Genomic DNA, 17,733 nt, shown 5'->3' on the forward strand with positions numbered 1-17,733 from the left:
GGCGATCCGCTGCCGGCGATCGAGGCCTTCACGCAGCCGTGCAACGGCGCGAGCGAGGAAGGGCCGTTCACCGCGAGCGATTGGGACTCCATCCATCCCGGCGAGGTGCGCTATGCGACCCGCAAGACGCAGCGCTTCGACTCGGCCGGCGGCAATCCCGACAATGCGAAGGCGACCGATCCGCTGCTCGCGGGCGGCACGCCGTGCCGCACCGTTCCCGCCGCCGACGATGCGGGCGCCGCGACGTACCGGCTGCCGGTCGTGAAGGGCGACGGCTACACGCTCCTCGGCGCGCCGACGATCATCGCCGATCTCGCGTCGACGGGTGAAGGCGCGCAGGTCGTGGGGCGGCTGTGGGACGTCGCGCCCGACGGCAACCAGACGCTGGTCGCGCAGTCGGTCTACCGGCCGCGCACCGACAATGCGCCCGGACAGGTCTTCCAGCTCCATGCGAACGGCTGGCGCTTCGCCACCGGGCACGTCCCGAAGCTCGAGCTGCTCGGCCAGAGCGCGGGGTACGTGCGGCCCTCGAACGGCGTGTTCACGGTGACGGTGAGCCGGCTCGAGCTGCGCCTGCCGGTGCGCGAGACGCCCGACGGCAAGACGATCGAGTCCCCGGCAGCGAAGGTGCTGCCGCCGGAAGGACCGGAGCTCCACGGCTGTACGCTCGCCGCGCGCACGGATTGCCGCACGACCGGCGCGCCGCGCGCCGCGCGCATCGCCATCGGCGTCGGGCCGCGCGCCGCGCAAGGTCGGCTCGGGTGGCGCTGGAAGACGACCGGCGCGACGACGCCGGCCGGCCTGGGCGATCCGACCGCGACCACCGACTACGCCCTGTGCATCTACGACGGCGCGGCGAACCTCATCGCGGGTGCGATGGCGCCGGCCGGCACCACCTGCGGGAAGAAGCCGTGCTGGAGCGAGACGAAAACCGGATTCCGCTTCGCCGACCCGCGCGCGAGCATGGGCCTTCGTTCGGTCGGACTCGGCGCGACCGCGAGCGGTACGACGACGCTCGAGGTCGCCGGCAAGGGCGCGCGGCTGGGTGTCCCGCGCCTCCCGCTCGCGACGCTGCCCCTGACGGCGCAACTCGTGAACGCGGACGGCACCTGCTGGGCGGCCACCTTCGGCTCGGCCCGCAAGAACACGGCGCGGCTTCTCGAAGCGGTCTCGGACTGAGCGCGCGGGCGACGCTCACGGCGTCGCGGGGGGGTTCGTCCCCTCCGAGCTCTCTCGCAGCTTGCGGCCCGCGTCCTCCAACTCCTGGCCGAGCTGTTGGCCGACGCTCTTGAGGGCGTCCTGGGCGGCGGCGCCCAGGCGCGCCACGCGGGCCTTCAGATAGGCCATCTGGAGATCGCGGCGCTCGGCCTCGAGGGCTTCGCGACGCTGGGTGAGGGCGTCGCGTGCGCCGGGGGGCTTGGCGAGCTCGTCGGCCCGTACCGCGGCGACTTCCGCGTCCAGGCGAGCGAAGAGCGACTTGATGCGGTCCTCGGAAGCGTCTGGCGTGGCCTGCTCGTAGGCCGCGATCGACCCGCGCAGCTCGTCGGCGGTCTTCGGGTCCGAGCCCGAGCATCCGGACGCGATCGCCAGGGCGAGCAGGACGAGGAGCGCGCCGCGTGCGACCATGGCGGACGCGTAGCACGATCGGACGCCCGGGCGCATGTCAGCGGAACGAGCACCGACGTTGCCCCCCGCGCGACGACACGCGATAAGGCGCTGCGTGCAGACCCTCCAGGGCAAGCGGGCGCTCATCACCGGCGGCGCCTCGGGCATCGGCAAGGCGATCGCCGAGCGGTTCGCCGCGGGCGGCGCTGAGACCCTGCTCGTCGACTTGAACGAGCCGCTGCTCCGCGAGACCGCCGCCGAGCTCGCACGCAAAGGCGCACGCGTGCGCACGTACCCCCTCGACGTGACCAACGCGTCGCGCATCACGGGCCTGCGCGACGAGATCCATCGCGACGGCGGCCCCATCGACGTGCTGGTCAACAACGCCGGTCTCGTCTTCGGCGGTGCGTTCCTCGACGTGCCGCTCGAGAAGCACTTCACGACCTATCGCGTGAATACCGAGGGCCTGGTGGCCATGACGCACGCGTTCCTGCCCGACCTCATCGCAGGCCGCGACGGCCACGTCGTCAACGTGGCGAGCGCGTCGGGCTTCGTCGGGTTGCCGTTCGGGGCGACGTACGCGTCGAGCAAGTGGGCCGTAATCGGCTTCTCGGAATCACTCGCCGTCGAGCTCGAGATTCTGGGACACGGCCACGTGCACGTGACGTCCATCTGTCCGAGCTACGTCGCGACGGGGCTGTTCGACGGAGCGAAGGCGCCGTTCATGACGCGCCTGCTGACCGCCGATCGGGTCGCGGACTTGACGACGCGCGCCGTGCTCGCGAACAAGGCGCAGGTGAGTACGCCCTGGCTCGTGAAGGTGACCCCAGCGCTCAAGGCGCTCACGCCGTTCCGGGTGTTCTATCGCGTGGCGGCGTTGCTCGGCGTCAACACGAGCATGATGAAGTGGCGGGGACGCAGCTAGCGCTGCGGGCGTCCTAGAGCAGGCGTTCGACCGGCACCGGCGCCGCGCCCACCGCGGCGGCGACGCCGGGATGCGTGATCTCGCCCGCGACCACGTTCGCCGCGAGGCGAAGCGGCGCCGAGGCGCGGAGCGCGGCCGCGAATCCCTGGTCGGCGATGGCGAGGGCGTACGAGAGCGTCGCGTTCGTGAGCGCGTAGGTCGAGGTGTGCGGAACGATGGCCGGCATGTTCGTGACGCAGTAGTGGACGACGCCTTCCTCGACGTAGATCGGATCGTCGTGCGTCGTAGGGCGTGACGTCTCGCAGCAGCCGCCCTGGTCGATCGAGATGTCGACGATCGCGGCGCCCCGACGCATGGCGCGCACGAGCGCGCGCGACACCAGCTTCGGCGCGAGCGCGCCCGGGATGAGGACGGTGCCGACGACGAGGTCGGCGGCGAGCACCTCCTCCTCGATGTTCGCCCGGTTCGACATGACGGTCGTCACGTGACCGCCCAGGATGTCGTGCACGTAGCGGAGCTTCGCGGGTGCGATGTCGAGGATCGACACGTGGGCGCCGACGCCGACCGCCACCTGGCAGGCGCTGGCGCCCGCGATGCCGGCACCCAGGATGACGACGTTGGCCGGGCGCACGCCCGACGCGCCCGAGATCAGCACGCCACGGCCGCCGTTCTGCGCCTGCAGACACCATGCACCCACCTGCACCGAGAGGCGGCCGGCGACCTCGCTCATCGGCGCGAGGAGCGGCAGCGACGCGTCGTCGAGCTGGAGCGTCTCGTAGCCGAGGGCACGAACGCGCTTCTGCCGCAGCACGGCGACCAGGTCCGGGATGGCCGCGAGGTGCAGGTACGTGAAGAGGATGAGATCGGGTCGCAGGAGCGGGTATTCCCGTGGCTGCGGCTCCTTCACCTTGAGGATCATCTCGGCCTCGCCCCACACGGTCGCGGCGTCGGAGAGCCGCGCGCCGGCGTCGGCGTAGAGACGATCGGGCAGCGACGACCCCTCCCCCGCGCCGTGCTCGACGAGCACCTGGTGCCCGTGCGCGACCAGGGCGCCGGCACCGCTCGGCGTGAGGGCGACGCGGTTCTCCTCGGCTTTGATCTCGCGGGGGACTCCGATGATCATGACGTCGATATAGCAGATGTGGTGGCCGGCCGGGCCGCCCCGCCCTGCCCGCGCGGCGGAGCGGACGACCTTGTGCTATGGGACTTCGCCCATGACGGTTCGTGTCTTGTTTCTCGCGTTCGCCGGCCTCATCGCCGCCTGCTCGGGGCCCGAGCAGGAGGCGCCGCCCCCGACGACCACCACGACGAAGGTGCTGTCCGCACAGGATCTGATCGCGATCGAAGCGACGCCCGCCAGCACGCCGCCGCTCCCGCACGGCGTCGAGCCGGCGACGATGCCCGTCGCCGGCCTCAAGGGGACGCCCGGACCCTCGCCCGCGTTCGGGCCCGAGAACGCGCCGGTGCGGATCTTCGTGTTCAGCGACTTCCAGTGCCCGGTGTGCCGCCGCGTCGTCGAGCCGTTGAAGCTCCTCGCGCGCACCTATCCGAACGACGTGCGCATCGTCTTCAAGGAGAACGCGCTCGCCATGCACGGCCGCGCCTCCCGCCTGGCGGCGGCGTCGCTCGCCGCGTTCCGGCAGGGCAAGTTCTGGGAGTTCCACGACCGGGTGTTCGCGAACCCCGGGCAGCTCGACGACGACAGCCTCGCGGCGCACGCCAAGGCGATCGGTCTCGACGTCCCGCGCTTCCAGGCCGACATGGACGATCCCGCCGTGACGGCGCAGGTGGAGTACGAGGCCGACCTCGCCGCCTCGCTCGACCTCCGCAGCACGCCGGGCTTCATGATCAACGGTACGCCGCAGATGGGCTGGGGGAGCTACATGGGCATGGAGGGTCTCGTGAAGCGCGAGCTCGATCGGGCCCAGAAGCTGTCCCAGAGCGGCACCCCCGCCGACCGCGTGGCCTACGAGGCGACCCGTCAGGCCGGGCCGAAGGGCGAGGAGATCGCCATGGCCCTGTTCGTCGTACCGAAATAGGCCCCCGCATCCGCCCCGACGGCTGGGGCGTAGGGCTGGCGACCCTCGACGGAAGGAGATCGCCATGACCCGTTCTGCAACGCTCGCCGCCCTGCTCGCCGCTGGCCTGTGGCTGCCCGCGCCCGCCCTGGCCCAGAGGCGACCCAAGCTGCCGACCCGATCGACGCCGATCGCGCTCTACAAGAAGGACGCGCGCCTGGCGGTCGTGAACCGCGAGGCCGACAGCCTGACGATCCTCCAGGTGCGCAACCGGGGCGCCGACGTCGGCGACAAGATCGCCGAGATCGCCGTCGGCCACGAGCCCCGCTGCGTCGCGATCGGCGCCAAGGAGAAGGAGGCGTTCGTCGTGAACGCGGCCAGCGGCACCATCTCGGTGGTGGCGTTGAAGGGCCCGCGCGCGAACGAGGTCGTGGCCGAGTTCCCGGTCGGGACCGAGCCGCGCGGCTGCGCGATGAGCCCGAACGGGACGCGTCTCTTCGTCGCCAACTACACCGACGGTGCGGTCGCGGTCGTCGATCCGGCCGGCCGGCGCGTCGTCGGCACGGTACCGGTCGGTGGCAATCCGTTCGCCGTCGCGGTCACGAACGACGGCGACAAAGACGATTCCGACGAGACCGTCTTCGTCACCCAGTTCTTCGCCGAGCTCGTTCCCGGCGGTCCGGGCGAGGGCTTCGACGACGGCAAAGAGGGCGTCGTGCAGGCCTTCCCGGCGAGCGCGCTCACGCCCGTCACGAAGATCACGCTGGCGCCGCTCGCCAAGAGCGGCTTCGCCGCCGATCGCACGAAGCTCTGCCCCGCAGGCAACCCGAACCTCCACGATCCCATCTTCTGTCCGGACCAGAACGCGGCCATCACCGACGACGTGATCGTGAAGGACCCCCAGGGCGCCTACCCGAACCAGCTCGCGTCGGCCGTCATCCGGGGCGGCAAGCTGCTCCTGCCCAACATCGGCGCCGCGCCCGAGCCGCCCGTGGCGTTCAACACGAACGTGCAGGCGCTCGTGAACGTCGTCGACGTCGCGGGCCTCGCCGAGAACGCCGACCTCGCCGTCAACCTCAACGCCGAGGTGAAGGCCGAGGCCGACCCGGCGAACCCGACCCAGAGCCTCGACAAGCTCTTCGGCAACGACCTCGTCGCGATCGACGCCGACAAGACCGGCGGCGTGGTCCTGATCGTGAGCCGCGGCGGCAACTTCGTCTTCAAGGCCGCGCGCGACGCCGCCGGCAAGGTGACGCTCGGCTCGCCCGTCGTCCGTTTCCAGACCGGCAACCTGCCCGACGGCGTCGTGATGAGCGCCGACGGCAAGCGCGCCTACACGAGCAACGAGGTCGGCCTCTCGGTCTCCGTGCTCGACCTCACGGCCAACACGGTCCTGACGCGCGACTTCCCCACCTCCACCCCGCCCGAGCCGGGCTCGTTCGCGCACGCGGTCCTGGTCGGCAAGCTCGTGTTCCACACCGCGCTCGGCGTGCCGAACGACGGCATCTTCTCCATCCCCGTGCGCGACATCGTGCCGCTCGAGTCGCGCGGCAAGGCGTCGAAGGACGCGTGGAGCAGCTGCGCCTCGTGCCACCCCGACGGGCTCGCCGACGGCGTCACCTGGATCTTCGGCACCGGCCCGCGCCAGACGCTGCCGCTCGACGGCTTCTTCTCGAAGCACAACCCCGGCGACCAGAAGATCTCGAACTACAGCGCCGTCATGGGCAGCATCACCGACTTCAACAACAACTCGCGCGGCGTCCAGAACGGCACCGGGTTCGTCGACGATCCCGCGCGGGTCTTCCAGCACGGCCCGACGCAGGGTGTGAGCGACGCGCTCGACGCCAACACGCTCTGGGTGCAGACGATCCGGCCCCTCAACCGTCCCAAGCTCGGCAACATCGAGGCCGGCGCGACCGTCTTCGAGGCCAACTGCGCCTCGTGCCACGGCGGCGCCAAGTGGACCAAGAGCCAGACGATCTACCTCAACAACCCGACCTTCGACCGCAACCCGGCCGACGCCGCGAGCGTGGCGTTCGATCCGGGCATCTTCCGGACCGGCGCGCAGATCCGCTTCTACCAGCTCGGGCTCCCGCTCATCAGCTTCCTCGACCAGACCGGCACGTTCGACGCCGGAAATCCCCTCGAGCTGAAGCAGGACGGAACCGACGCGCTCGGTGTCTTCGGCTACAACGCCCCGTCGCTGCTCGGCATCGGCCACTCGGCCCCGTACCTGCACGACGGCTCGGCGGCGACCCTCGACGACGTGTTCACCAAGCACGAGATCACGGGCGCCGGCCAGAAGATCGCACAGGTCATCACGGACGCGAACGACCGGGCGGCGCTGCGCGACTTCTTGAGCTCGATCGACGGCACGACGCCCACCTTCCCCTCCGACATGGACAAGTTCCTCGACGGCCTCACCCCCTGAGCGCGCAGGCGCTCCCTGCCAGACACCGAACGGCCGGGCCGTGCGCGCGTCGCACGGCCCGGCCGCATTTTGCACCCCGCGTTTGACCCGCAGGCACTTCATTACTAGTGGCGAGCACATGCGGGGCTGGGGGGCGGCGGCGGCCATCGTGGGACTCGTCGCCGGAGCGGCGTGGGCCGAGGACGCGGGGCCGAGCTGGCTCGATCACGTGACCTTCGTCGGCAGCCTGCGCGTGCGCGGCGAGTTCGTCGACTGGTTCCAACCGCCGCCGGGGACGGCACCGAACGGCGTCGAGCGCTACGACTTCTTCGGCAGCCGTCTCCGCGCCGGCTTCCGCGTCCTCTTCCCGCACGTGGAGCTCGGCGTCGACATCCAGAACACGGAGATCACGCCCGTTCCCGACAACGCGACGCTCGCGCCGCCGCAGGGCAGCCTCGGCCCCGGCGCCACCTACTTCCTCAACACGCACGAGACGACGCAGGGCGAGACGTTCCTGAAGCAGGGCTTCTTGACGCTCCGGCGCGGTGGCTTCGCGGCGACGGCAGGCCGTTTCGACTACCGCGACGGCCTGGAGACCGTGCCCGCCGACGCGACGCTCGCAGAGGTGAAGCGCACGCGCATCGCCGAGCGCCTGGTGGGTCCGTTCGAGTTCACGCACGTCACGCGCAGCTTCGACGGCGTGCGCGCCGTCTACGACGATCCGATCTGGAACGCGACCGCGCTCGCCGTGCGGCCCACGGACGGCGGCTTCGAGATCAGCGCCAACCGCGAGCTCGAGGACATCGACCTCGCGGGGCTGGCGCTCACCTTGAAGCGCCTCCCGTTCGGTCCGCCGATCGATTGCCGTCTCTTCTACCTCTACTACGAGGATCGCCGGCGCGAGACGATCAAGGTCGACAACCGGCCGCTCTCCGTCCGCGAGCTCGACCACGAAGCGATCGCGCTGCAGACGATCGGCGCCCACGCGATGACGGCGTTCGACGTGGGGCCCGGTATCGTCGACCTGCTCGCCTGGGCCGCCGGCCAGGGCGGCGACTGGGGCATGCTCCACCAATCGGCGTGGGCGTACGCGCTCGAGGCCGCCTACCAGCTCCCGCGCGTTCCGGGCGCGCCGTGGCTCCGCGTCGGCATCGATCGCTCATCGGGCGACGGCGATCCGAACGACCGCGAGCACGGCACGTTCTTCCAGCTCCTGCCGACGGCGCGCGTGTACGCGCAGCTCCCGTTCTTCAACCTGATGAACAGCCAGGACGTCTTCACCTCGCTCATCCTGCGCCCGCACCCGATGGTGACGCTGCGCACCGACTATCATTGGCTGCAGGTGACCCAGGCGCGCGACCTCTGGTACCAGGGCAGCGGCGCCACGAACGACACCGTCTTCGGCTACGCCGGATCGCCGGCCTCAGGTGACCATGACCTCGCGCAGCTCGTCGACCTGTCGGTCACCGTCGCAGTGAGCCGCCAGCTGACGTTCGGCGGCTACTACGGCCACGCCTTCGGCGGCGACGTCGTCGGCGCATCGTTCGCGGGCCGCGACGCGAACTACGGCTTCATCGAGATGACGCTCCGGTACTAGGAAGCCGCCGCAGTCATCGCACGAGGGTCTCGTGCGGCGCGACTCCGAGCGCGACCAGGCGGCGCAGGTTGCCGGCGGCCGCGACCAGATTCCACTCGCCCCATACCTTCGCTCACGTCGTCGATGAAAAGATTGCGTCGCTCGGGTCGAGTGCGTCGTCCACACACGCCGGCAGCGACTGCCCCTGTCGCTGGCACGTACGGCTTCCACCGCCCGCGTCCGCCCTGCACGCTCTCTACATCAGAACGAGTCTTGGGGCGGTCGCCTAGCTGACCAATCCGCACGCATACTCGACGCGATCCGGAGTGCAGGAAAGCGGCGGGAAGGGAATCGGATCGCCGGTCACCTGGCCCTTCACGGAGAAGCAAATGAGATCGCGGCTCGGTTCGCGGCAGAAGAACGCCTTCTTCAGAATGTTGAGCGCACGTCCCTGGACCACGATGGGCGACGGGTTGTCGAAGCCGATGAGGTTCTTCACCTCGACGCACTCTCCCCCATTGCTCGTCGTGAACCGGACCCGCTGCTCACTGGTCCCGATCGTGAAGGGATCGAACGTCACGCCGCCGATCGTCGTGTGCACGGTGAGGCCCGCAACCGAGAACGACGCGTTCACGCCTGTGACCTCGGTCAGTGTGGTCCCGTCACCGATGACGAAATGAGGCTGGGCGCCCCCCGTACACTCGTACACGAGCAGATCTTGCGCCTGGGTGCAGCTCTCGGGCGGACAGACGGCGCACTGGGAACAGTCGAACCCGTCCTGGGCCCACGCAGTACCGGCCAGCAGGATCGCGGTAGCGCACAGTAGAAGCCTCATTCTTAGCCTCCTCCTTTGCTGCGTCGTTGGTGGCCCGGACGACGGGCACGTGCATCCTCTTGCGGAGAGGGAAGTCCTGACGCGGACTGTGCCTTAGATCCCAGCAACTACCGTACCATCTCGCGACCGTAGGCACGCGGAAGAATTTGGGAACTCGACGCCGACCCGCGCGGAGCACATTGCATCTGCGCATGGCATTGCATTCCGATCTACGACCGAGAGGCTGGAAGGGCCCGCTTGGTTCGTGAATCGATGCGCCGTCCCGATTCTCTGGTGGCGCTGCGGGCTCAGGCGCTCTGCATCACCACCGGGCCCGTCGGCTTCTCGCTAGGGCCCGACGGCTCGATCGTGACGAAGAGCTTGCTGATCGGATCGGTGTAGGCGTCGACCGGGACGCGGAAGGCGGCGCGCACGGTGCCGTCGCCGGCCGGGGCGAAGTCGCCGCACGGGACCGCGCGATCGGCCACCTGCGCCCACAGGCGGTACGTCTGACCGGCCGGGAGCACGGCCGCACCGCGCAGGACGACGGCGCCGCGCTTGGAGTCGAGGTCCAGGGCGACGGTCCCGATGCCACCGGCGCCGCCGGTGCCCGCGATGGAGAAGCTCTTCACGACGTTCGGCTCGAGCAGGAGCTGGGACACCTGCCGCTCGATCGAGAGCTCCCGGTGGGTCCGGTACGAGTCGATGCCGAGCGCGAGCGCCAGGCTGGCGGCGATCGCCGCCGCGAAGCGGCTCCATACCACGCGCCGCGGCCGGCGCACCTGCTTCTTTCCGTGCTGCGCCTCGGCCGCGCTCATGATGCGGGTCTTCAGGGCCGGCGGCGGCTCGGCGATCGTCGCGTAGGGGAGGAGACCGAGCGTCGTCTGGAGACGGCGCACCTCGGCGGCGAGCGCCGCGTCGCTCGCCATGCGGCGCTCGAGGTCGCGCGCCTCGGGAGCGGGAAGCTCACCGAGCACGTACTGGACCGCCTGGTCCTGCTGATCGACGTCGTCGAGCGCCATCACTGCACCAGATCGCCGAGCTGTTTCTTCATCGTGAGGAGGCCGCGCCGGCACCAGCTCTTCACCGTGCCGAGGGGGGCGTTCAAGTCGTCCGCGATCTCTGCCTGGGTGAGCCCCTGGAAATAGGCCATTTCGAGCGCGCGCCGCTCGTTGTCGGGAAGCGTCGCGAGGGCGGCGCGGACGCGCTCGCTGGTCTCGCCCATCGAGAGTCGTTCGACGGGTGTCGGCTCGGCCACCGGAACGGGCATGGCCGCATGGTGGTCGCGCAGGAGACGCACCCGCCGGGTCCGGCGCCGCAGCCGATCGATCGCCCGGGTCCGGACGACGGTCGTGAGATACGCGCCGACCGAGCCGCGGCTCGCGTCGTACGTATTCTCGTTGCACAGCGACAGAAAAACCTCCTGCGTCAGGTCCGCAGCCTCGTCGGCGCTGCTGAGCACCGCCAGGGCGAGACCGTAGACCAGCTTCGAGTGTCGATCGTAGAGAGGGCCGAGCGCGGAGGGGTCCTCCGACAAGGCCGCGAGCAGTTGCTCATCCGGCTGGTTCGACCAGTCCACCCGTTCGTCCACGCAAGTTCGCGGAAAAGTCGCATGGCCCTACCACATCCGAAGGAGCACTTCGAAATCTGCTCCCCCTACGCGCGACGCCACGCCTTGGATGCAGGCCGTCTAAGGACGCGATTCGCCAGTGATCACGGCGAGCGAGACGACGGGGCGCCCCGGCCCGGGGATGGCGCCGACGGGGGTGGCGTGGCCGGTCTTGAGGTCGATCGTATAGAGGGTGCTGCCGGTGGCGGCGAAGGCCTCGTCGCGGCCGTCGGCGTCGGTCACGACGTCGAGGCCGCAGAGCGGGTCGAAATCCACCCCGAGGGGGCCGACGGTCTTGAGGATGCCGTCGTTGGCGGGGTCCTGGGTCACGAGGACGTCCAGGTCGGTGTCGATGTCGTAGAGCATGGTGGTGGCGACCCCGGCGCGGTTGTTGGCGTAGCCGGCGGCGCCGATGCGCGGCCGGGCGCCGGCGTGGGGGTCGTCGGGCGCATAGGCGAGCGGGGTGTCGACCGCGGTCGCGCCGATCGCCACGTTGACCCGCAGGTTGCGGCCGTCGGACGAGACGAGCCGCAACCGGTCCAGCGCGGGGGTGAAATCCACGCCCGAGCGGACGTCCCCGTCGAAGGGGACCGTGAGCGTCGAGACGAGCGTCGCCTCGCCGGTCGTCGTGTCGATGGTGTAGACGTCGGTTCCGCCTGCGAGACCGTACAGACGGCCGTCGGCGGGGCGCTGGTCGATGCCGACGAGCTTGTCCGAGACCCCCTTCGGCACGAAGGTCCGGATCGGCGCGGAGGCTCCCGGCTGGAAGACGACGAGCGAGCCGTCGTCGAGGAGCGCCACCAGCGTCCGATCGCCGGCGTGCGCCGCCGACATCGCGAGCAGGAGCACATAGGCGAGCCATCGGGTCACGCGCCCCTGTTAGCCGTGCGCGCGGTGGGCGCGCAATCCCGGCGGCGCGGCCGGCGCGACGAGCGCCGCCAGCGCGTCGGCGCGCGACGGCAGGCGTGACCGCCGCTGCTCGTGGACGAAGGCCACCGCGAACGCGAAGGCGTCGTTCCGACCCGGAACGAGCACCAGATCCGGCACCCAGCGCTCGAGGCCGAGCGACACGACGAGATCGTGGGCGCCGCGCGGCAACGTCAGGTCGAGCACCACGACGTGCGGATGGACGAGGTCGCAGAGATCCCGCGCCTGCACGGCGTCCCACGCGAGCGAGACGCCGGCGCCGTCGTTGGCGAGCACGCGCCGGAGCCCGAGCAGCGCGCCCGGGCTCGGGCCGGCGGCGACGACCCGAGGGCTGCGGCGCTGCCGGCGGCGCACGAGCGCGGCGATGGGATCGGCCGGGCGGAGGGCAGCCACGACCGCCACGCCGCGCAGCGAGACGACCTGCTCGGCGCCCGGCACGGTGACGCATGCCGCGAGCGGCGGCGCGGCGCGCGCCGGCCAGCGGGCGATCGCGTCGAGCACGCATGGCGCCGAGAGGTTCGCGACCACCGCGGCGGCGTCGTGCGCGTCGACGCGCGCGGCCTCGGACGGCGGCACACACGCGACGCGATGGGAGGCGAGCCCGATGCGCTCCCACGCAGAATCGGTGTCGAGCACCAGCACCGTTCGCTCGCCGGCTCCCATGCACGAACGCGGTGCAATCCGGACGCCACGACCCGTGGCCCGACGACCCGAGCGCCACGAGCGGCGGCGAAACAGGACGTGCAACGTCGCGTCGCGTGCGCTTCAGGGTGAAACGAGGGCGACGATGCGCAGCGGGCCGCCCGATCCGCCGCCGATCTTCATCGGCAGCGCCACCACCCACGCGCCCGTCTCCGGCACTTCATCCAGGTGCGCGACGTTCTCCAGGCCGGGCACGTCGGCTGCGCCCACGATCTGATGGACCGGGAAGTCCTGCGACGGGCCATGATCGATGCTCGCCGTGTCGACGCCGATGGCGGTCACCCGGCGGTCGCGCACGAGCAGCGCGGCCGCTTCGGCACCGAAGGACGGAAAGTGCAGCGCGGTCGTCGCGCCCGGCGTGTCGTCGCCGTAGTAGCGCTTGCGATCGGGCCAGCGCGCGCCCCACCCCGTGCGCAAGAGGACGATCGTTCCCGCGGCGATGCGACCGTGGAGCCTTTCCCATGCCGCGACGTCGTCCACCGTCAACCGGTAGTCGGCGTCGCGCGCGGCGGCGGCCTGGACGTCGATCACGACCGCAGGCCCGACGAGCCGTTCCGCAGGAATCTGGTCGACCGTCCACTTGCCGTCCGCGAAGTGGATGGGCGCATCCATGTGGGTGCCGCCGTGCTCCGGGGCGCAGAACGCGTTGGCGGCATAGAAATACCCGGCGGCGGTCTTGCCGTGCGCGAGCTGCTTCAGCTCGAACCCCGAGGGCGCGGTCGGCCAGTAGGGCGTACGATCGTCGAACGTCCACGTGAGATCGACCACGCGCGCGTGCGCGAGGTCGAAGGACGCGGGAGACGGCGCCAGCGGCCCGACGTCGAAGCCGACGTCGAGGATCGGATAGTCACGCCAGTCCTTGTAGTCGAAGTGCCACCACTCCGAGGGGTGGACGAAGAAGCCCTCGCGCTCCATGGCGGCGCGCAGGGTCTCGCGATGGGCGCGCGCGTCCGCGTCGCCGCCTTTGAAAGTCGGATACGCGCGCTCGGTCATCTCGTCGTAGCCGCTCGGCATCGCCACCATGGCGCCACTCGCGCGATCGAACAGCGCGACGTCGACGGCGGCGCCGCGGTTGTGGCGCGATCCGCGCGCCGGGTCGGCCACGAACTCGCGCTTGTCGGCGGGGGTCGCATCCCACAGGGCCTGCGTCACGCTCCACGGACGGTACGCGTCGAAGACGACGATGCCGAACCCGTCGGCTCCGAGCGCGCGATGCACGCGCACGAGCGCTTCGGCGACGGGCCGCTGCAGGAGCGCCCGCGCGGCCGGATAGAGACGGCGGTGGGCGACGTTGTCGTCGGTCGCATACCGCACGTCGAGCCGGATCGTCGGATCGAGCGCCACGACGTCGACCAGCTCGGGTGCGCGCGTCGCCGTTGCATCCACCGGCGGGCCCCCGACCGCTGCCGCCCCGCTCGCGACCAGGGCGAGCACCGCGACGAGCCATCTGCTCCCCATGCTCACGCTCCCGCGGGCACGACGTCCGCGAACACGAAGCCGTCCCGCTCCACCACGTCGCCCATGGTGACGGCGATCGGCCGTGCGAACATGGGCCCCGCCGTCACCACGGTATGGAACTCGCCGTTCTCGCCGCATGGATCGACGTCGCCGGGCAGCGCGTCGAGGAAGGCCCGATCGAAGCGCCGGCCTGCGAACGAGCGATCGAGCCTGCGCGGATCCACGCAGACGATCCTCGCCTCGAGGCCGGCGTCGATCATCTCGCGCGCCAGCGCGCCGGTATCCCGCCCCCAGAGCGGAAAGACCGGGTGCATCCCGACCTCGGCCAGGCGCGCCTCGCGGTAAGCTCGGATGTCGGCGAGGAAGAGGTCGCCGAAGACGACGTGGGTGGCACCGAGCTCCCTCGCTTGGACCAGACCCTGCGTCATCGCCGCTTCGTATGCGGCGTTCGGACACGGATTCGGAATGCCCACGCGGACGACGGGTAGGCCGAGCGCGGCCACCTGCCGCGCCAGCACCTCCTCGCGCACGCCGTGCATCGCGATCCGCCCGAAGCCCTCGGTCACGGTGGTGAGCACGCCGACGACGTCGATGGTCGCGGCTCGCCGCGCCTCGTACAGGGCGAAGGCGCTGTCCTTGCCGCTGCTCCACGCCACGATCGCCCTCGGCCGGGAGGTGTCCGCGGAGTCGTGGCGGGCGGTGGTCACGGGTCGACGAACGCTCCGCTCGGCGACCCGACGTCGAGGGTCACTTCCTGCGTGCGGATGAACCCCGCGATGTACGAGCCCACGTGCGTCCCGCCCTGCGACATGCGCATCTTCGCGTCGGGCGCGCAGACGTGGGCCTCGGAGAACGAGTCGCGCGTCAGCTTCACGAGCGATCCGGCCGAATGGAGCTGGATGTCGCTCGCGACCAGACCCGATCCCGTGTCCGGTCCGAAGAAGGAGCTGGGTCCGAACGAGGCCTTGCCGACCACGTCGATGGTGGACGCGGTCTGCACGCGAAGCTGCGCGTTGCGGCTGATCTTGACGTCGCAGAAGACGTACGCGCCACCCGTCAGCACGAGGTTGCCGGCCGAGAGCATCGTCCCGTGCACGCGCACGCGCCCGTACACGCCCGGGGGCAGCACGACCGTGCCGCCGATCGCGACGTCCACGTCGAGGTTCGTGGCGCAGGCCGGGAACGGGACCGGGAACCCGCAGGCGGCCTTCACGTCGGGGATGATCGGCGTCGTGAACGGCGTCGAGGGCGGTCCGAACTGCTCGATGACGTTTGCGAAGAGCTGTTGGAGGACGGTGCTCATGGGATTCTTGTCGAAGCGCACGCGGTCCGCCGCGACGATCGAGTTCGGCGCGGTGAAGAAGCGCGGCGCCACCAGGCGGCCATCGAACAGGTTCACGCCGACGTCACCGTCCGAGATCGTGGGCCCCTTGGTCTTGAGCGTGGTGGTGGCGAACAGGACGTAGTCGTCGAGGTTCGTGCTCGGCTGCGCCCTCGCCGGGGCTGCGAAGAGGAGCATCAGGACGGCGGCCACACCTACGACAGTGCTGCGAAGCATGATCGTGCCCTCCCCTCGCGGCATACCACGCGCGCCGTCGAACGTGTCAAGCAACTTCGTGACGGGTTGCTCGCAGGTCGGCCGGCCGGATACATGGCGCGCCCATGGGAACGATCGCGATCACCGGCTCGGCGTCCGGCATCGGGGCGGCGGTGCGCCGCCGGCTCGAGTCCGACGGCCATCGTGTGATCGGCGTCGATCTGCGCGGCGCCGAGATCGACGCCGATCTCGGCACGCCCGCGGGACGCAGCACGGCCGCGGCGCGGGTGCGCGAGCTCGCCGGCGGCCGGCTGGACGGGGTCGTCGCGTGCGCCGGCATCGGCCCGCACGTCCCCGACGGCGCGGCGATCGTGTCGATCAACTACTTCGGCGCGGTCGCGATCCTCGAGCAGCTCCGCGAGACGCTCGCCGTCGCGCGCGGCGCCGCGGTCGCCGTGTCGTCGAACTCGGCGAGCATCCCGTCGAGCGACAACGAGATCGCCGCCGCCTGTCTCGAAGGAGACGAAAGCGCCGCGCGACGGATCGCGACCGACCTCGCCGGCCAGTCCGCGTACGGCGGCTCGAAGCTCGCGCTCGCGCGTTGGGTGCGGCGCGCGGCATCGAGCGCCGCGTGGGCCGGCGCCGGCGTGCGCCTGAACGCGGTCGCGCCCGGTGTCGTCATGACACCGCTCCTGCAGGGCGGGCTCGATCACGCGGTGCTGGGAGATGCGATCCGCAATTTCCCCATCCCGCGCGGCGCCTTCGGCAAGCCCGAGGAGATTGCGGGCGCGATCGCGTTTCTGCTCGGCCGGGACGCGAGCTACTGCAACGGGAGCGTGCTATTCGTCGACGGTGGGACGGACGCGCTGCTGCGTCCGGAGCGGTTCTAGAACTCCCACTTGAACCGGATGCGCACGGCGTCGCTACCCGGTCCCCACACGCGATCCTCGCCGTCGAAGCGCAGGCTGAGCCTGCCGCCGCGGAGCAGGTTCCCGGTCGGGACGTCGAACGACACGATGTTGTTGTTGTCGACGCCGAGCGCGTAGTGGGGAGGATCGCGCTTCACTTCCAGGTCGTACCCGTTGGGGAAGTGGAGAAACGAGGGAAGAAACATCCAGCCGAAGAGTGTGGTCGTCGCGAGGACCATCGCGGAGCCCTCCTGAGTCGGGGGTACGCTCAACCAGTTCGGCTGCCTATCCCGTCGAATCCCGAGCGCAGCGCCTGCGCGGACTGCGCTGCGCGCCGCGTCAGCCCAGGGCCCCGTGCGGGCCGGATCGCGCTCCAGAAGCGCCCCGAAACGAGCCCGAAAACGGCTACGAAACAGCTTGACGGCCGGACGCGGGCGCGAGTAGCAATCGCGCAGGTCTCGAGCGCGAACCGATCACGAAGGAGGGGCTCAATGAAGGTTCGACAGGTCATGGCGGCGGCCGCATTGCTGGCGTTCGGAGCCGGCTCGGCGCTGGCCGCAAACCAAACGATTCTCGGCAAGGCCTTCACGGTGAAGAACCCGGCCACGCCGGACCGCCGCAAGGTCGTCGTCGTCGGGAAGGAGCAGGGAAGCCCGAACACCCTCGTCGGCGATCCCACGGCCAACGGCGCCACGCTCACGATCAACGCCAACGGCGGGACTCCCTCCTCGCAGACGTTCGTGCTGAATCAGGGGACCTCGAGCGCCGCCAAGCCGTTCTGGACCGCCGTCGGCACGACCGGCTTCAAGTACCGGGACCCCAAGGGTGACCAGGGCCCGGTGAAGCTGGCGTTCATCAAGAAGGCCCCGAGCGGGACCTTCGCCATCAAAGCCATCGTGGCTGGCAAGCTGGATGGCGGGACGGTCATCGTGCCGCCGGACCCGGGGACCGACGGCTGCGCGGTGCTCTCGATCAACCTGGGTGACGCCTACAACGTGAGCTTCGGGAGCGACAGCCTCATCAAGAACGTGCTGAACAAGCTCTTCAAAGCGAAGAAGCCGAGTCTCGAGGGGGTCTGCGGCGTGACGACCACGACCACGATTCCCACCACCACCTCCACCACGGGCCCCGTGACCACCACCACCTCCACGTCGACGACGACGTCGACGACGATGGCGGGCTCGCCGAGCGCGGCGTTCCTCGAATAGATCGCCTTGTACGATGCGCGGTCGCCCCCGGGACTC

18 protein-coding genes are annotated in these 17,733 nt (G+C 70.6%); 7 read left to right on the plus strand and 11 right to left on the minus strand.

The genetic code is table 11. The features are described 5' to 3' along the window. The coding region (locus tag VMS22_16695; GenBank protein HXJ35673.1) for a hypothetical protein at positions 1 to 1,179 on the plus strand (1,179 nt) is incomplete at its 5' end. Between the two features lie 15 nt (positions 1,180 to 1,194). Here VMS22_16695 and VMS22_16700 read toward each other — a convergent pair. After that, complete coding sequence (locus VMS22_16700; GenBank protein ID HXJ35674.1) at positions 1,195 to 1,626, minus strand: hypothetical protein; 432 nt, start codon at positions 1,624 to 1,626, stop codon at positions 1,195 to 1,197. A 94-nt stretch (positions 1,627 to 1,720) separates the two neighbouring features. Between VMS22_16700 and VMS22_16705 the strand changes: the two genes are divergently transcribed. Beyond that, entirely contained in the window at positions 1,721 to 2,530 is an 810-nt protein-coding gene (locus VMS22_16705; protein HXJ35675.1) for an SDR family NAD(P)-dependent oxidoreductase, read from the plus strand. Between the two features lie 13 nt (positions 2,531 to 2,543). On the opposite strand, the gene ald is transcribed toward VMS22_16705, so the two are convergent. After that, a complete protein-coding gene (gene ald / locus VMS22_16710; protein ID HXJ35676.1) occupies positions 2,544 to 3,653 on the minus strand; it encodes an alanine dehydrogenase in 1,110 nt (369 codons plus the stop codon). Positions 3,654 to 3,744: 91 nt separating this feature from the next. Here ald and VMS22_16715 point away from each other — a divergent pair, with 91 nt between their 5' ends. The 3 genes from VMS22_16715 (at position 3,745) to VMS22_16725 (ending at position 8,555) form a co-directional block, all read left to right on the plus strand. Further along, a complete protein-coding gene (locus tag VMS22_16715) occupies positions 3,745 to 4,569 on the plus strand; it encodes a DsbA family protein (protein ID HXJ35677.1) in 825 nt (274 codons plus the stop codon). Between the two features lie 64 nt (positions 4,570 to 4,633). Beyond that, positions 4,634 to 6,979, plus strand: coding sequence for a hypothetical protein (locus VMS22_16720; GenBank protein ID HXJ35678.1), 2,346 nt, complete (start codon positions 4,634 to 4,636; stop codon positions 6,977 to 6,979). Positions 6,980 to 7,097: 118 nt separating this feature from the next. Next, on the plus strand, positions 7,098 to 8,555 hold the full coding sequence (locus VMS22_16725; GenBank protein ID HXJ35679.1) for an alginate export family protein: 1,458 nt from the start codon (positions 7,098 to 7,100) through the stop codon (positions 8,553 to 8,555). Between the two features lie 265 nt (positions 8,556 to 8,820). On the opposite strand, the gene VMS22_16730 is transcribed toward VMS22_16725, so the two are convergent. The 8 genes from VMS22_16730 to VMS22_16765 all read right to left on the minus strand — a co-directional run bounded on the left by VMS22_16730 (position 8,821) and on the right by VMS22_16765 (position 15,602). Beyond that, on the minus strand, positions 8,821 to 9,369 hold the full coding sequence (locus VMS22_16730) for a hypothetical protein (protein HXJ35680.1): 549 nt from the start codon (positions 9,367 to 9,369) through the stop codon (positions 8,821 to 8,823). Between the two features lie 287 nt (positions 9,370 to 9,656). Next, positions 9,657 to 10,370: an anti-sigma factor gene (locus tag VMS22_16735; protein HXJ35681.1), complete on the minus strand. Its 714-nt coding sequence runs from the start codon at positions 10,368 to 10,370 to the stop codon at positions 9,657 to 9,659. Continuing rightward, entirely contained in the window at positions 10,370 to 10,939 is a 570-nt protein-coding gene (locus VMS22_16740) for a sigma-70 family RNA polymerase sigma factor (GenBank protein HXJ35682.1), read from the minus strand. The genes VMS22_16735 and VMS22_16740 overlap by 1 nt, the downstream gene beginning before the upstream one ends. A gap of 99 nt (positions 10,940 to 11,038) precedes the next feature. After that, positions 11,039 to 11,827: a DUF4394 domain-containing protein gene (locus VMS22_16745; GenBank protein HXJ35683.1), complete on the minus strand. Its 789-nt coding sequence runs from the start codon at positions 11,825 to 11,827 to the stop codon at positions 11,039 to 11,041. A gap of 9 nt (positions 11,828 to 11,836) precedes the next feature. Further along, positions 11,837 to 12,547: a hypothetical protein gene (locus VMS22_16750; GenBank protein HXJ35684.1), complete on the minus strand. Its 711-nt coding sequence runs from the start codon at positions 12,545 to 12,547 to the stop codon at positions 11,837 to 11,839. 102 nt (positions 12,548 to 12,649) lie between these two features. Further along, complete coding sequence (locus tag VMS22_16755; GenBank protein ID HXJ35685.1) at positions 12,650 to 14,044, minus strand: cyclase family protein; 1,395 nt, start codon at positions 14,042 to 14,044, stop codon at positions 12,650 to 12,652. A 2-nt stretch (positions 14,045 to 14,046) separates the two neighbouring features. Next, positions 14,047 to 14,751, minus strand: coding sequence for an ATP-binding protein (locus VMS22_16760; protein ID HXJ35686.1), 705 nt, complete (start codon positions 14,749 to 14,751; stop codon positions 14,047 to 14,049). Then, on the minus strand, positions 14,748 to 15,602 hold the full coding sequence (locus VMS22_16765; protein HXJ35687.1) for a hypothetical protein: 855 nt from the start codon (positions 15,600 to 15,602) through the stop codon (positions 14,748 to 14,750). The genes VMS22_16760 and VMS22_16765 overlap by 4 nt, the downstream gene beginning before the upstream one ends. Positions 15,603 to 15,706: 104 nt before the next feature. On the opposite strand from VMS22_16765, the gene VMS22_16770 reads away from it, so the two are divergent. Then, positions 15,707 to 16,471 carry an SDR family oxidoreductase gene (locus VMS22_16770; protein HXJ35688.1) on the plus strand — a complete coding sequence of 255 codons (765 nt, stop codon included), beginning with the start codon at positions 15,707 to 15,709 and terminating at the stop codon, positions 16,469 to 16,471. On the opposite strand, the gene VMS22_16775 is transcribed toward VMS22_16770, so the two are convergent. After that, positions 16,468 to 16,728 (minus strand): hypothetical protein, encoded by a 261-nt coding sequence (locus tag VMS22_16775; protein ID HXJ35689.1) that lies wholly within the window; start codon positions 16,726 to 16,728, stop codon positions 16,468 to 16,470. The two genes, VMS22_16770 and VMS22_16775, sit on opposite strands and share 4 nt — an antisense overlap. Before the next feature lie 252 nt (positions 16,729 to 16,980). Between VMS22_16775 and VMS22_16780 the strand changes: the two genes are divergently transcribed. After that, positions 16,981 to 17,697, plus strand: coding sequence for a hypothetical protein (locus tag VMS22_16780; protein ID HXJ35690.1), 717 nt, complete (start codon positions 16,981 to 16,983; stop codon positions 17,695 to 17,697). Positions 17,698 to 17,733 lie beyond the last annotated feature (36 nt).

Source organism: Candidatus Eisenbacteria bacterium (assembly GCA_035577985.1).
GTDB lineage: Bacteria > Desulfobacterota > Binatia > DP-6 > DP-6 > DATJZY01.